The sequence below is a fragment of the Pseudomonas sp. MWU318 genome (assembly GCF_016756945.1).
Taxonomy (GTDB): domain Bacteria; phylum Pseudomonadota; class Gammaproteobacteria; order Pseudomonadales; family Pseudomonadaceae; genus Aquipseudomonas; species Aquipseudomonas putida_A.
Genome location: NZ_JAESJL010000002.1, coordinates 755,033 through 769,370, shown reverse-complemented (window position 1 = coordinate 769,370; position 14,338 = coordinate 755,033). Strand labels below are relative to the sequence as shown.

The window sequence follows — 14,338 nt, the reverse complement described above, 5'->3', positions numbered from 1 at the left end:
CCGCGGTGTTTGAAAAGTTGGATTACTTCTTCGCGACGATGACCGCACGCATCGGCGCCGGCAGCCCTTCGATAGTCTTGCTGTGATCCTCGGGATCAAGGAAGTCGCTCAACGACTGATACTTCATCCACTCGGTACCGCGCTGTTCTTCAACGGTGGTGGTGCTGACGTCCACGCAACGAATATCGGTGAAGCCTGCACGGCGCAGCCACAATTCCAGCGCCGGTACCGATGGCAGGAACCACACGTTGCGCATCTGCGCGTAGCGATCTTCCGGCACCAGCACTTGATGCTTGTCGCCTTCAACCACCAGCGTTTCCAGCACCAGCTCGCCGCCCTTGACCAGGCAATCCTTCAGCGCCAGCAAATGCTCGATCGGCGAACGACGGTGGTAGAACACACCCATCGAGAACACCGTGTCGAAGCCTTCAAGGTTCGGCGGCAGGTCTTCGAACGGGAACGGCAGGTGCCAGGCATTCGGCTCGGACAGATAACGCTGCACGGCCTGGAACTGGCAGAAAAACAGCCAGTTCGGATCGACGCCGATCACGCTGTCGGCACCGGCGCCGAGCATGCGCCACATGTAATAGCCGTTGCCGCAACCGACATCGAGGATGCGTTTGCCCTTCAGGTCCAGATGCGGGGCGACCCGCGACCACTTCCAGTCCGAGCGCCATTCGGTGTCGACGTGCACCCCGAACAGGTCAAACGGCCCCTTGCGCCACGGCGACAGGCCCATCAGCGCGGTGCGCATTTGCGCGCGGGTTTCGTCGTCGCAAGCGGTATCGAGTTTCAGGCCGTTGAGCAGATCGACTTCGCTCGGCTGGACCTTTGGTAGCGCGTCCAGCGCACTCTGCCAGCGCTCCAGATCGCCGTGACCTTTCTCCATTTTCTTGTCGAGTTGCACTTGCAGGGTGTTGGCCCAATCGGCCAGCGGGGTGCCGGCCAGACGGCGGGCGAGGGGGGACAGATCAATCATGGCAAGGCAATCAACGAGGCAAAGTTAAGACACTGGAACCACGGTACGACTTTCGAGAACCCGGCGGCCAGCAGGCGTTCGCGGTGTTCTTCGAGGCTGTCGGGCTTCATGACGTTTTCGATGGCGCTGCGCTTCTGGGCAATTTCCAGTTCGCTGTAGCCGTTGGCGCGTTTGAACGCGACGTGCAGGTCGGTGAGCAGCGCGTGCTCTTGCGCATCGTTGAAACGCAGTTTTTCCGACAAGATCAACGCACCGCCGGGCAGCAGCGACTGGCGGATGCGCGAGAGCAATGCGGTGCGCTGCTCCGGGGCGATGAATTGCAGGGTGAAGTTCAGCGCCACGACCGAGGCCGGTTTGAATTCGAGCGCGAGAATGTCGCCTTCGATCACTTCGACCGGCAGTAACTCCTGGAACATCGAATCCTGACCGTTGAGGTACTCGCGGCAGCGTTCGACCATCGCCGCCGAGTTATCCACCGCGATCACCCGGCAACCATCGGTGCGCACGTGACGGCGCAAGGCCTGAGTCACGGCGCCGAGCGAAGCGCCGAGGTCGTAGAGCACGCTGTTCGGTTGAGCAAATTGCGCCGCGAGTACGCCGAGGTTTTCGACGATGGTCGGATAACCCGGCACCGAGCGCTTGATCATGTCCGGGAACACCCGCACCACGTCCTCGTTGAAGGCGAAGTCAGGCACCTGGGCCATCGGCTGGGCGAAAATGCGATCGGGTTCTTTGCTCACGGCGGTTCCGGCGGTGTCGGTGGAAAAGGCCGGCATTTTAGCCAAACTGGAGCTGGGATGCTTGGGTTGTCTGATAAAGCGAGGACAAATCAAATCGGAAAGGAGGTTTGGCTGCGTGGGAGTTCGGAGAAGCAATGAATGACCAAGTCAAAAAGCACCTAGGTCATTCACTGTTTGAAGGCGATCAGGCAGAACGTTTAAAAACGTTTAATTCTGCCTCGCCTACGATGTGAAGCTCCTCAGTCCTGCTATCACGACCTTTGACGTTGTACTTGATTAGATATCGTAATGTTTCGGAGCTTTTCTCAATGACTTCGACATCAATGGTGCCACTTTCTGCTGGGTAATTATAAAAAGTTGTAAACTCACCATTGTCAGCGGATTCAAAATAATAGAATTCTGAGAACGGGAAGTCCGGATCTTTGGGTGAGTAGGTTTTGGATTCAAGTTCGCTTGTGCATTGAATGTACATGCCTTTTTTGGAATCTTGAAAGCCATTTTCATAGCTGCGACCCAAGAATACGATTTGGTCACTATTGTCGTCTTCTGCGAATTGAATATTTTGAGTTTGAAAACCGACACGGTTGGAAATCTTGGCTCTGATCTCACAGTTGACACTTACGAATTTTTTTAATGTATTGCGCGATTTTTTATTTGTGAAAAATTTCATGATGGTTTTTTCCTGTTCACAATCGTGAGTGGTTAGTTTCACCGCAATATTAAGTAGGGGCGATAACTGAGACCACTGTCAGATCTGACAGGTTTTTATAATGTTTAGGTATCGATAGTAGAAAATCTGGTTATGAAGCCTGGAAAGGCATCTTTTTGCCTTCACCAAATGCCGAGGCGGTAATACCCCACTGTCCCAACCAATAACTGATGATGATCACGTACGGCGCCGCGTGGAATGGCGATACGAAACGATCAATGCCGATCACACTGTCCGAAAACACGAACGCCAGCGCACCCGCCGCCGCCAGCAGCGCCGAACGCTTGGGCACATCGGTGCCGAGGCGGGCGAGGGCGCGCCAGAGCATGGCGCTGATGGCGGTGCCATAGACGACCACTGGCACCAGCAACGGCCCCAGGCCACCGGAAATCAAAATTCCCAGCAGCACCGCGCCGACGCCGAACGCGAGCACCAGCGGCAAAAGCGCCAGCCGTTTGCAATCGCTGAGATAAGCCTTCAGGTACGCCAGATGCGCGACCAGAAACGCACCGAGGCCAAACACAAACAAATCACCCGGCCACGCCAGCAACACATCACCGAGCACAGAGAAAATCAGTCCCAGGCTGATCCAGCGCCGATAGTCGCTGGGTGGCGCGTCGTGCAGCCAGCCGAGCAACGCCAGCACCGGCAACGGTTTGACCAACAGGCACAGCAGCGCCGCATGGGTGCTCACGCCATAGAGAAAGGTCACCGCGCCCATCAGCGCCAGAATCAGCCAGCCCACGATCAGTTCACCGAAATCGCGCAGTCGAAGGTTTCTGCCGGCTCGACTTCCGGTTCCCAAGGTTGCTGCGAGGTCAGGCGCAGGCGCCCGGTGCCGGTGGCGAAGGCCTGAAAGCGCCAGGTGGAGAAACCGCCCGCACCGACCATGCCCGAGTCTTTCGGGCTGCTGTAGACCTCGGGGCTGAGCGCGCGCAGCACGCCGCCGGCCGAATCCTGAATTGCCCAGCGATAGCCCGTGGTCGGGTTGCTCGGCAGCATGACGATCAGGTTTTGTCCGTTGGTCAACTGCACGGGGCATTCGCTCTGGTTTTCCACGGTCACGTTCTGTTTTGGCTGCGTGGCGCAGGCGGCCAGCAAAGAGAGGGCGAGAGGGACAAACAGGCGAGTGGCGGACATAGGCTCAGTGGCTCCGGCGTTGACGACGAACGGCGAGCATAACTGAAGATGAGACAAAGTGTGACAGTCAGGAGTGGAGGTGTCTGGACGGACGCCTTCGCGAGCAAGCTCGCTCCCACAGTGGCCGGCAGTGTCCACAAATCCTGTGTCCACCCTAAACCCTGTGGGAGCGAGCTTGCTCGCGAAAGCGGTATATCAGGACACTACATGATGATCAGAACAGCACCTTCGCCACATCCGCAAAGCGCTTGGCAAAGTGCACCGTAATCCCTTCCTTCAGATAATCCGGCAACTCCTCAAAGTTACCCCGGTTCGGTTCCGGCAGAATCAACTCAAAGATCTTCTGCCGCCGCGCCGCGATCACCTTCTCACGCACGCCGCCAATCGGCAGTACATGCCCGGTCAGGGTCAGTTCGCCAGTCATTGCCACGCCTTTTTTCGGCGGCTGATTGCGGGCAAGCGAGAGCAGGGCGCTGGCCATGGTCACGCCGGCGCTCGGGCCGTCTTTCGGTGTGGCGCCTTCCGGCACGTGCAGGTGAACGAAGGCTTCGTCGAAGAATTTCGCATCACCGCCGAACTGTTTGAGGTGCGAGCTGACGTAGCTGTAGGCGATCTCCGCCGACTCTTTCATCACGTCGCCCAGTTGCCCGGTAAGTTTGAAACCGCGATTGAGCGTATGAATCCGCGTGGCTTCGATCGGCAGGGTCGCGCCGCCCATGCTGGTCCACGCCAGACCGGTGATCACGCCGGTGCCGGACAGCACTTGTTCATTGCGGAACACCGGATGGCCCAGCGAGGCTTCGAGGTCTTTCGGGCCGAGCTTGATCACTGCTTTCGGGTCGTCGATCAGCTTCATCACCGCTTTGCGCACCAGTTTGCCCATCTGTTTTTCCAGCTGACGCACCCCGGCCTCACGGGCGTAACCGTCGATCAAGGCCTTGAGCGCGCTGTCGCTGATGCTCAGGCTGCCTTTGGACACGCCGGCCTTTTCCAGGAGCTTCGGCCACAGGTGGCGCTTGGCGATGGCGACTTTTTCTTCGGTGATGTAGCCCGACAGGCGAATCACTTCCATGCGGTCCAGCAACGGCCCGGGAATCGAATCCAGGGTGTTGGCGGTGCACACGAACAGGACTTTCGACAGGTCCATGCGCAGGTCGAGATAGTGATCGAGGAATTCGACGTTCTGTTCCGGGTCGAGGGTTTCCAGCAGCGCCGAGGCCGGGTCGCCCTGGTAGCTCTGGCCCATCTTGTCGATCTCGTCGAGCATGATCACCGGGTTCATCACTTCGACGTCTTTCAACGCCTGCACCAGTTTGCCCGGTTGCGCGCCGATGTAGGTGCGGCGGTGGCCCTTGATCTCGGCTTCGTCACGCATGCCGCCGAGGCTGAAGCGGTAGAAGGGGCGGCCAAGGGATTCGGCGATGGATTTGCCAACGCTGGTTTTACCCACGCCCGGCGGGCCGACCAGCAGCACGATCGAGCCGCTGATCTCGCCTTTGTAGGCACCGACGGCGAGGAATTCGAGGATGCGATCCTTGATGTCATCGAGGCCGGCGTGGTGTTTGTCGAGTACCTTGCGCGCGTACTTGAGGTCGAGTTTGTCCTCGCCGTACACGCCCCACGGCACCGAGGTCGCCCAGTCGAGGTAGTTGCGGGTGACCGCATACTCTGGCGATCCGGTCTCGAGGATCGACAGTTTGTTCATTTCCTCTTCGAGGCGTTTCTGCACCTGTGCCGGCAGCACTTTGCCTTCCAGGCGTTGCTCGAACTGTTCAAGGTCGGCGCTGCGGTCGTCCTTGGTCAGGCCGAGTTCCTGCTGGATCACCTTGAGTTGTTCTTTCAGGAAGAACTCGCGCTGATGCTCGCCGATCTTGCGATTGACCTCGGCGGAGATCTCTTTCTGCAGGCGCGCGACTTCGACTTCCTTGCGCAGCATCGGCAGTACTTTTTCCATGCGCTTGAGCATCGGCACGCAGTCGAGCACTTCTTGCAGCTCATTACCTGTCGCCGAAGTGAGGGCGGCGGCGAAGTCGGTCAGCGGCGACGGATCGTTGGGGCTGAAGCGGTTGAGGTAGTTCTTCAGCTCTTCGCTGTACAGCGGGTTGAGCGGCAGCAGTTCCTTGATCGCGTTGATCAGCGCCATGCCGTAGGCCTTGACCTCGTCGGTCGGCTCGGTCGGCTGGTGCGGGTATTCGACTTCGACCAGGTACGGCGGGCGGTGGTGTTTGAGCCAGGTCTTGATGCGCACGCGGCTCAGGCCTTGGGCGACGAATTGCAGTTTGCCGTTTTCGCGACTGGCGTGGTGCACCTTCACCAGCGTGCCGTATTCTGGAAGGGCGCCGGTGTTGAAGTGGCGCGGGTCTTCCTGGGGCGTGTCCATGAAGAACAGGGCCAGGGAGTGGTGGTCGGATTTGCTCACCAGATCGAGGGTTTCGGCCCAGGGTTCTTCGTTGACGATGACCGGCAGCACTTGGGCCGGGAAGAACGGGCGGTTGTGGATCGGGATGACGTAGACCTTGTCCGGCAGGTTCTGGCCGGGCAGGGCCAGACCTTTGCCGGAGGAGGTGTGTTCGATGTGTTCAGCTTCGGTGTAGTCGTCTGGGTTGTCCGGGAATTCTTGCTGGTCGCTCATTGGGGCACCTGCGCAATGGGGTATGGGTCTTAGATGGGGCAGGCTTTGGGTGGTTTCAATGGGGGGCGGTGTTTCTGCTTGTGTGTTCAGGGTTTTGACAGGGGGTGCTTTGGACCTTGGCGGCCTTTGGGCCGACCAGGTTCTTGAGGTTTTGGGGGTATATCCGTTTTTTTGGGTGTTGCGGCTGGCGGTTTCGCCCTTACGGCGAGTCACCTTTTCCAAACGCCGAAAAGGTAACCGAAAAGGCTTGCTCCTGCGTGCGGCCCGCTCGCTGGGGCTCGGAGTTCCTTCGCTCCGGGATCGATCCGGGCGCAGCGCCTCCGGTTTGCTTCGCTGCACCTCCTCTCGCTGTGTTTGGCTGCGCCAAACGGTCGCTGCGCTCCCACGCCCGGAGCAATCCCTCCGCTCAGCCTTCCGACGTCGCCCGTGGATCAAGATCAAGAGCGGCAGCCGAGCTTGCGCTCATCCTGGAGTGGGGCGGCATGCGCCGCGTGCGGGTTGTACTTATCTTCCCTGTAGGAGCTGCCGCAGGCTGCGATCTTCTGATCTTATTTCTGCTTTTGCTCTTTTGTGGGAGCAGGCTTGCCAGCGATGGCGGCCTGCGAGCCGACAATCTCCAACTGAATGCACCCAATCCCACTGTAGGAGCTGCCGAAGGCTGCGATCTTTTGATCTTCAAAATCAAAAGATCGCAGCCTTCGGCAGCTCCTACACAGTTACATCGTGTGATGGCTTGGCTTCGCGAGTAAACCTGCTCCAGCAGGGGGCAGTTGTGTGCTGCAGATTGGCTGACTTCTACATTATCCAGCACTCGGTTCACCGCCAGTTCGGCGAGCATGATGATTTGCTGAATGGCCAGAATCGTCCGGCGCTGCGGGGTGTCGATGTACGCGGCGATGTCGCTGGTCATGATGCTCGCCGAGGCCAGTGGTTCGCAGGCGTGAACCAGCAGGCTTTCGTTGTCCATATCCGGGGCGACCTGGAACATGCTGCTGGGTTTGTGGAATCTCACTGCGGCGGCAGAGGGTTTCAGGTAGTGATCCAGCGCACGCTCGGCGGCGTCGTGGAGCTTTCTGGAATCGAGGGATTCCAACAGCACCTGAGCGCTTCCGTTTGGGCTGGCGATTATGCATCAAATCGAATGGACTACGGGCCGCGACGCCCGGTCGCTGAATGTGCAGCGACCACCAGAGCCTGTCCACCCGACTTCCGAAGTACAACCGGCGCGACTTGTGGGAACTCTCCCGCCAAACGCTGACGCTGTAAGACATTCACAACTGCTCTGTAGGAACTGCCAAAGGCTGCGATCTTGAACCAGGTTCATAAGATCGCAGCCTGCGACAACTCCCACCGGGAGCGTGAGAGTGGTGGGCATTTTCGTTCGTGTATCACTTGTGTTTGCGCCCGCCGGTTACAACCCCTCCGTCAACCGTGATAGCACAGGACATAACCCTTATGGTCCACTGGACGTGACGCACGTCCGCACACAATGATTCGTTGATTTTTCAAGACGACACAGTCGCTCATCGTTGGACTACCAGTTCTGTAGGTGGCCCAGCCTTGTTTGTTGAACAACGCGTCTGGAGCACCCCTTGCCAGGTAACGAGCGATCAGGATGGAAGAATTCTCATTGACGAAAGCTCCGCCACCGCTGCCACTGACCAAGAGAGCATCAGGCGTCGGCCATTCACAATGTTTCCAGTTCACCCCCTCTGGCAGCATGTCGGAATACAAGGTTTTACCGTCATTGAAGACGAGGTTGACGGTGCCACTTTCGTTAAGAACGGCGACCCATCCCCTGCGCTTGCCCTCTCGACTCAGATTCCCCGCAACGGTGATTGCTCCGTCATCCTTTCTCAAGGCGATCGCTCCCACCCAACTCAGGCCGACGTCGGAAGTCAGGGAGATAGTGGCGATACCTTGGGTGGCAAATCGGCTATCCAGTTGGCCATTTTCCAGATATCGCGTTACATAAACTCCTTGAGTTTCAGGCGCCTCCAACGGTTTGTATGTACCGGTGACCAGAACTTTTCCGTCTCCTTGCACCACAAGCGCTTGAACTCCCTCGTACTCATGCTTGTTCCGGTCGAGTTCAATCAGCGTAAATCCCTTACTATTGAAGGATGTATCTAACGAGCCATTCGTGTTGAGCCGAACCACGATTCCCCTCATGGCCAGGTCAGAATCGAAGACCTCATCGATCAAAACGATTTTTCCGTCGAGCAAAACAGCGCAGGAGCGCGCCGCAGATCCCGCGTTGGCGGTCTGCTGTTCAGGGGGCGTTGGATCCTGAAACCGTTTGTCCAGAACGGCGGCTGGAACTTGCTTACCGGGATCGACGAGTTTCTGAGTATCAACATATAGTATGCCTTTGTCGCCAAAGTCGGGATCGACTGTGCCATCTTCAAACTGACGTACGAAGACCTCAAAACCGTAGAACGTCCCATCTATCAGCCGTACGAGCTGGCCTGTGAGGACCCATCCTCCGGCGGGATGTGAGTTCAGCACAGGTATCGAAAACTGATCACCAATTTCAAACCTGATTTCGACCGAACCGCCATTGCCAAATGCTTCGTCCAGTGTTCCGTCAGTGTTCAATCGTCGTAATACGGCTGAGCCGGCATGCGATGGAATCTCGGCAACGAGCAATTTGCCATTGGCCAGCTCCAGCAGTGACTCTGGATAATTGCCTGTCAGTCCCTTGATCGGCCAGCCGACTACCCCGTCAAGACCAAAGTTCGGGTCGAGCGTGCCTGCTTCAGTGATTGCCTGTTTCTGATTCATGATCGGTTTCCTTGTCAGGAGGCGGATGCCTCTTTAACACCAGTTGAACAGTCGAGGCACGTCCTGGCACCTGTCAGAAATGACAGTAAGGCCGTCTTTAAAGGCCAATAAAGTGGCTTTAGGAGACAGGGAAGAATGAAAAAAGGCGGCATCCCATTCAAGGATGCCGCCTTCTTTTTACCGCCGCTAAAACTTATTCCGGCAGTTTGTACGCAATCACGTAGTCACCCATCTTGGTGCCCAGCGAGCCGTGACCGCCGACAACGAGCAGCACGTATTGCTTGCCGTCCTTGCCGGTGTAGGTCATCGGGGTCGCTTGGCCGCCTGCAGGCAGACGCGATTTCCACAGTTCTTTACCGGTGTTCACGTCGTAGGCGCGCAGGTACTGGTCGAGGGTGCCGCTGAGGAAGCCGACGCCGCCGGCGGTGACCATCGAGCCGCCCATGCTTGGCACGCCCAGGGTGAAGCCGATCGGGATCGGCGAGCTGTCGCGGCTGGTGCCGTTTTTGCGTTTCCACACGACTTTGCCGGTGGTCAGGTCGATACCGGCGACGTAGCCCCAGGCCGGGGCCTGGCACGGTACGCCCAGTGGCGACATGAACGGGTGCATGATCACCGCGTATGGCGCGCCGGTGTTTGGCTGCACGCCAGCGGTTTCGCTCTCGCGTTTGCTGCCGGCGGCGACTTTCTCGCGTGGCACCATTTTCGAGACGAAGGCCATGTAGTTCGGGCTGGTGAACAGCATCTGGCGAACCGGGTCGACCGAGACGCCGCCCCAGTTGAACACGCCGACGTTACCCGGATAGATCAGGCTGCCCTGTTCCGACGGAGGCGTGTATTGGCCTTCGTAGCGCAGTTCCTTGAACTGGATGCGGCACAGCATCTGGTCGAACGGGCTCGCGCCCCACATGGTTTTTTCGGTCAGTTCCGGGGCCAGCAGGTTGAGGTCCGAACGGGCCTGGGTCGGTGCGGTGTGGTCGCCTTTCACGGCGCCTTGCGGAACCGGGATTTCCTTGATCGGGATGATCGGCGTGCCGTCACGACGGTCGAGGACGTACAGGCTGCCCTGTTTGGTCGGGGCGATCAGCGCCGGTTTCACGCCGTCGGCGGTTTTCATGTCGAGCAGGGTTGGCTGGCTGCCAACGTCCATGTCCCACAGGTCGTGGTGGGTGAACTGGTAGTTCCAGCGCACTTTACCGGTGGCCAGGTCGAGGGCGACGATGCCGGCGCTGAATTTCTCGGCGCCTGGGGTGCGGTCGGCGCCCCACTGGTCCGGAGTCTGGTTGCCCAGTGGCAGGTAAACCATGCCGAGTTTTTCATCGACGCTGGCCAGCGACCACATGTTCGCCGAGTTACGGCTGTAGATTTCGCCCGGGGCCAATGGCTCGGTGGCGTCCGGCTTGTCGCTGTCCCAGTTCCACACGAGGTGGCCGTCGCGCACGTCGAAAGCGCGGATTACGCCCGATGGCTCGTTGGTCGACTCGTTGTCAGTGACGTGACCGCCCATGATCACCAGATCACGGGTAATCGCCGCCGGCGAGGTGGAGTAGTAGCCACCGGCGGTGAATGGGCCGATACCTTGGGTCAGGTCGACCACGCCGTTTTTGCCGAAGCCTTCGCAGATCTTGCCGGTGTCGGCGTTCAGTGCGATCAGGCGTGCATCGGCAGTTGGCAGGTACAGACGACGCGGGCAGGCCTGGGCAACGGCTTTGCCGGCTTCGGAGATAACGGCCGAGGCGGCGTTATCAGCTTTCGCGTAAGCGGCTTCGTCGTAGTACGACACGCCACGGCAGGTCATGTGGGCGAAGCCCTTGAAGCCCACCGGGCTCTTGATCTGCGGGTCGAAGCGCCACAGTTCCTTGCCGGTGTCCGGGTCCAGTGCCAGCACTTTGCTGTGTGCGGTGCAGGCATAGAGCATGCCGTTGGCTTTGAGCGGGGTGTTTTCGTTGGTCAGCTCGACCGGGTCATCTGCGGTTGGCAGGTCGCCGGTCTGGATGCGCCAGGCTTCTTGCAGCTTGCCGACGTTGGCCGGGGTGATCTGCTTCAGCGGCGAGTAGCGGTCGCCGAACTCGGTGCGGCCATAGGCCTGCCAGTCGCCATCAGGCATTTGCGGTGCGGTGCTGGTCATGTCCGCGGTGTCGCGGCCCAGTTCGCCAAAGGTTTCGCCCGGGTGGGTGAACAGGCTGGCCAGGGCAGTGACGCCGGCCAGAACCACGGCCACACTCAGACCGCCAGTGCCCATCGGCGCCGGGCCATTGAGCAGCAGCGGACGACGGAACCACGGCAGCAACATCACGATGCCGAGAACGAACCACAGGGCCAGACGCGGCACCAGTTGCCACCAGTCCAGACCGACTTCCCACAAGGCCCAGACCGTACTGGCGAACAGCACGATGGCGTACAGGCCCAGCGCTGCACGACGACGCAGCAGCAACAGAACGCCGCTCAGCGCAATGCCGATACCGGCCAGCAGGTAGTACAGCGAGCCGCCGAGCATGCTCAGCTTGACTCCCCCGGCCAACATGGCCAGGCCCATCAGTAGAAGCAGAATGCCGAGCAGGCTCGGTAACAGACGGCCCCGACTCGAAGCACTTTCGGTGCTCATAGTGTGATTCTCCGTGACGTTTATTTAGTCCCGCGCTTTAGTCACTCTAGATGACGATTGGGCGCAGGTATGGTTCAGATAAAAACTTGTCTAGCTAACGAATTTCATGTGTTCCCCTGTGGGAGCTGGCTTGCCAGCTCCCACAGGTTTCTTCAGTGTTTTTTAGAACGACGACTGGATCTTGATCCCCGCGATCAGTGCGTCATCGACCTCGTTCACGCCGCCCGGATGGCGGATGTATTGCAGGTTCGGGCGCACGGTCAGCCAGTTGGCGAGGTGCACGCCGTAATACAGTTCGGCGCTGTATTCGGTGTCCTGCGGCGGCAGGAAGGACGGGTCGTCGTAGTCGTAGACCGCCTGCGCCTGATTGCTCGCTTCGGCGTTTTTGCGAAAGGCCGGGTTGACGTGGACGCGGGCCAGGGCGAAACCGATGTCGTCTTTGGCGCGGGCATCGAACGGGCCTTTGTAGACGACGCCGGCCTGCACGTAGTTGTCGATCGCGTTGGTTTTCTTGTCGTGCATCGTCGCGTTGGCAAACACGCTCAAGCCGCGCGAGTGATCGCTGGCGAGGCTGGTGACTTGCTGCTGCGCGCCGAACCACACGCCGTGTTTGCTCGACGCGCTGCGGTAGGCTTCGCCGCTCAGCGCGGCAGGCTGGCCGTTCTGGTCTTTATAGACGTCAGAGGCCTTGGCGCTGCTGTAGTAGTAACCGGCGCGGTATTCGCCCGGCAGGTCGTTGAGCTTCGGCGTCCACACCAGTTCGACTGGCAGCACCGCGCCTTGGGTACCGCTGCCGCTGAGTTTGAAGCCGTTGCCGCGATCGAGGTTTGACGGGTTCTGCTCGTAGGCGCCGACCTGCGCGTACAACTCTGGGGTCAGGTGATATTTGACCCGCAGCGCCCATTGGCTGACCGGCCAGTTGTACCAGATGCCGCCGACCCAGTTGCCGACCTGCGAGCCGCAGAACGCCAGGTTCTGGAAGTCGCACGGGAAGCTGTTGAAGTCTTCGCCTTCACCGAAGCGGCCGACCTTGATGTCGAGCTTCTGGTCGAAGAATTTCTGCTGGTACCACATCTGCGTCAGGCGCGCGGTCTGGCCACGGCCCCAGACTTCCTGGGCCGAAGTGAAGCCGCCCACACGTGGATCGTTGATCCGGTCGTTGCTGATGTTGTTGCCGCTGCGCTTGGTGATGGTCAGCTGAAACTCGGCGTCGTCCCAGCCAAGGATTTTTTGCAGGTCCAGGTGCGTGCCCAGACCGAACTGGTCGCTGTAACGCGCGGTGCGATCGTGGTCGTAGCCGCCGTGCAGGTTGCTGCCCATTTCGCCGGTGTAATCGAGTTTGAAGTCGTAACCTTTTTCCGCGAGTTCGGTACGCGTTCCGTTCCAGTCACCGAGCATCCACGGTGAGTCGCTGTCGAAGGCGGGGGCCGCCTGGGCGTAGGTGGCGAAGCCGAGCGCGGTGCAGCCGCCGAGCAGGCGCAGGGCTGAGATAGCGCTGTCTCTGGAGAAGGAAAAATCAGGCATGGGTCAGTCTTTTTTTGGTGTTTTTCGGGGGTGAACCGAGCGCTTCAATTTGACGCAGGCAGTGAAGCGATTCAGCTGAAGGGCGGCAGGATAATGATCTGTAACGAAAAGACAAAGGGGTTTTGTGGACATGCAGCTTTTCGCAATCTGTAACAGTGGCAAAAGATCGCAGCCCTCGGCAGCTCCTGCATTGAAATGCCTACATCTGTAGGAGCTGCGGAACGCTGCGATCTTTTGACCTTGACCTACATTTGAAGGAAGCCCTTCCACCGCGCCAGCCCCTCGGCTAAGGTGCGCGGCTTGTGCATTTTCACTCCGTCCAAAGGCCTGGCATGAACGACCACACTCCCGATCCGCTGCATGGCGTAACCCTCGAACAGATCCTCAATGCGCTGGTGGCGCATTACGAGTGGTCGGGGTTGGCCGAGCGCATCGATATCCGCTGCTTCAAGAGCGACCCGAGCATCAAGTCGAGCCTGACCTTCCTGCGCAAAACCCCGTGGGCGCGGGAGAAGGTCGAGCGCTTGTACGTGAAACTGATGCGCACCAAGCGTCCGCTCTGAGATGGACGCCGTTACGCGGCGACGCCTGATCACGCTCATCGCCACGCTCGGTTGGGCCGGGCTGAGTATCCAGCTGTACCTGATTTTCCTTGCGCGGCTGAGTGTCGACGCCAGCCTGCTGGGCGGGCTGGTGAGTTTCTTCAGTTACTTCACGGTGTTGACCAACACCCTGGTGGCAACGGTGCTGACCTGCGCGGTCACCCGGCGTGAATCCGCTGCTCAGCGCTGGTTTCTGCAGCCGTGGGTCAGTAGCGGGGTGGCAGTGAGCATTGCTGTGGTGGGGCTGGCCTACAGCATTTTGCTGCGGCATTTGTGGCACCCCGAAGGCTGGCAGTTTGTCGCCGATGAATTGCTGCATGACGTGATGCCGCTGCTGTTTCTTGGCTATTGGTGGTTCTGTGTGCCCAAGGGGACGTTGCGCCTGAAGCATCTGGCGCTGTGGCTGATCTATCTGCTGGTGTACTTCGTTTACGCCTTGCTGCGCGGGCATCTGCTTGGCGCCTACGCGTATCCGTTCATTGATGTGGCAATGCTCGGTTATGCACAGGTGTTCATCAATGCCGGAGGGATATTGGTGGGGTTTGTGGTGATTGGGTTGTTGGTGATCGGCCTGGATCGCTGGAGATTTGCACGAAGTTAGAGCACCTGTAGGAGCTGCCGCA

General features: G+C 59.2%; 11 protein-coding genes and 1 pseudogene. 2 read left to right on the top strand and 10 right to left on the bottom strand.

Annotation, left to right across the window (positions count from 1 at the left end; all coding sequences use genetic code 11):
* Positions 1 to 22 precede the first annotated feature (22 nt).
* From cmoB to JN524_RS07385, 10 genes and pseudogenes are all read right to left on the bottom strand, one after another.
* The gene (gene cmoB, locus JN524_RS07430) at positions 23 to 979 is read right to left on the bottom strand and encodes a tRNA 5-methoxyuridine(34)/uridine 5-oxyacetic acid(34) synthase CmoB (protein WP_202368968.1); all 957 of its coding nucleotides are present in this window, start codon (positions 977 to 979) and stop codon (positions 23 to 25) included.
* The gene (cmoA, locus tag JN524_RS07425) at positions 976 to 1,755 is read right to left on the bottom strand and encodes a carboxy-S-adenosyl-L-methionine synthase CmoA (protein WP_003227846.1); all 780 of its coding nucleotides are present in this window, start codon (positions 1,753 to 1,755) and stop codon (positions 976 to 978) included. Before cmoA ends, cmoB begins: the two co-directional genes overlap by 4 nt.
* 148 nt (positions 1,756 to 1,903) lie before the next feature.
* Positions 1,904 to 2,389, bottom strand: a complete 486-nt coding sequence (locus JN524_RS07420; RefSeq protein WP_202368967.1) for a hypothetical protein — start codon at positions 2,387 to 2,389, stop codon at positions 1,904 to 1,906.
* 130 nt (positions 2,390 to 2,519) lie between these two features.
* On the bottom strand, positions 2,520 to 3,173 hold the full coding sequence (locus JN524_RS07415) for a lysoplasmalogenase family protein (protein WP_202368966.1): 654 nt from the start codon (positions 3,171 to 3,173) through the stop codon (positions 2,520 to 2,522).
* Positions 3,174 to 3,175: 2 nt separating this feature from the next.
* Positions 3,176 to 3,568: a protease inhibitor I42 family protein gene (locus JN524_RS07410; protein ID WP_145594763.1), complete on the bottom strand. Its 393-nt coding sequence runs from the start codon at positions 3,566 to 3,568 to the stop codon at positions 3,176 to 3,178.
* 214 nt (positions 3,569 to 3,782) lie between these two features.
* On the bottom strand, positions 3,783 to 6,200 hold the full coding sequence (lon, locus tag JN524_RS07405) for an endopeptidase La (protein WP_027612113.1): 2,418 nt from the start codon (positions 6,198 to 6,200) through the stop codon (positions 3,783 to 3,785).
* A gap of 769 nt (positions 6,201 to 6,969) precedes the next feature.
* Positions 6,970 to 7,329 (bottom strand): annotated as a pseudogene (locus tag JN524_RS07400) (DUF6124 family protein); the annotation flags it as partial.
* Between the two features lie 296 nt (positions 7,330 to 7,625).
* A complete protein-coding gene (locus JN524_RS07395; protein ID WP_202368965.1) occupies positions 7,626 to 8,984 on the bottom strand; it encodes a hypothetical protein in 1,359 nt (452 codons plus the stop codon).
* Between the two features lie 193 nt (positions 8,985 to 9,177).
* Positions 9,178 to 11,589, bottom strand: a complete 2,412-nt coding sequence (locus tag JN524_RS07390; RefSeq protein ID WP_202368964.1) for a glucose/quinate/shikimate family membrane-bound PQQ-dependent dehydrogenase — start codon at positions 11,587 to 11,589, stop codon at positions 9,178 to 9,180.
* Between the two features lie 162 nt (positions 11,590 to 11,751).
* Entirely contained in the window at positions 11,752 to 13,113 is a 1,362-nt protein-coding gene (locus tag JN524_RS07385) for a carbohydrate porin (RefSeq protein ID WP_202368963.1), read from the bottom strand.
* A gap of 332 nt (positions 13,114 to 13,445) precedes the next feature.
* Here JN524_RS07385 and JN524_RS07380 point away from each other — a divergent pair, with 332 nt between their 5' ends.
* Positions 13,446 to 13,676, top strand: coding sequence for a VF530 family DNA-binding protein (locus JN524_RS07380; RefSeq protein ID WP_003227831.1), 231 nt, complete (start codon positions 13,446 to 13,448; stop codon positions 13,674 to 13,676).
* Between the two features lies 1 nt (position 13,677).
* Positions 13,678 to 14,316, top strand: a complete 639-nt coding sequence (locus JN524_RS07375; RefSeq protein ID WP_202368962.1) for a Pr6Pr family membrane protein — start codon at positions 13,678 to 13,680, stop codon at positions 14,314 to 14,316.
* Positions 14,317 to 14,338 lie beyond the last annotated feature (22 nt).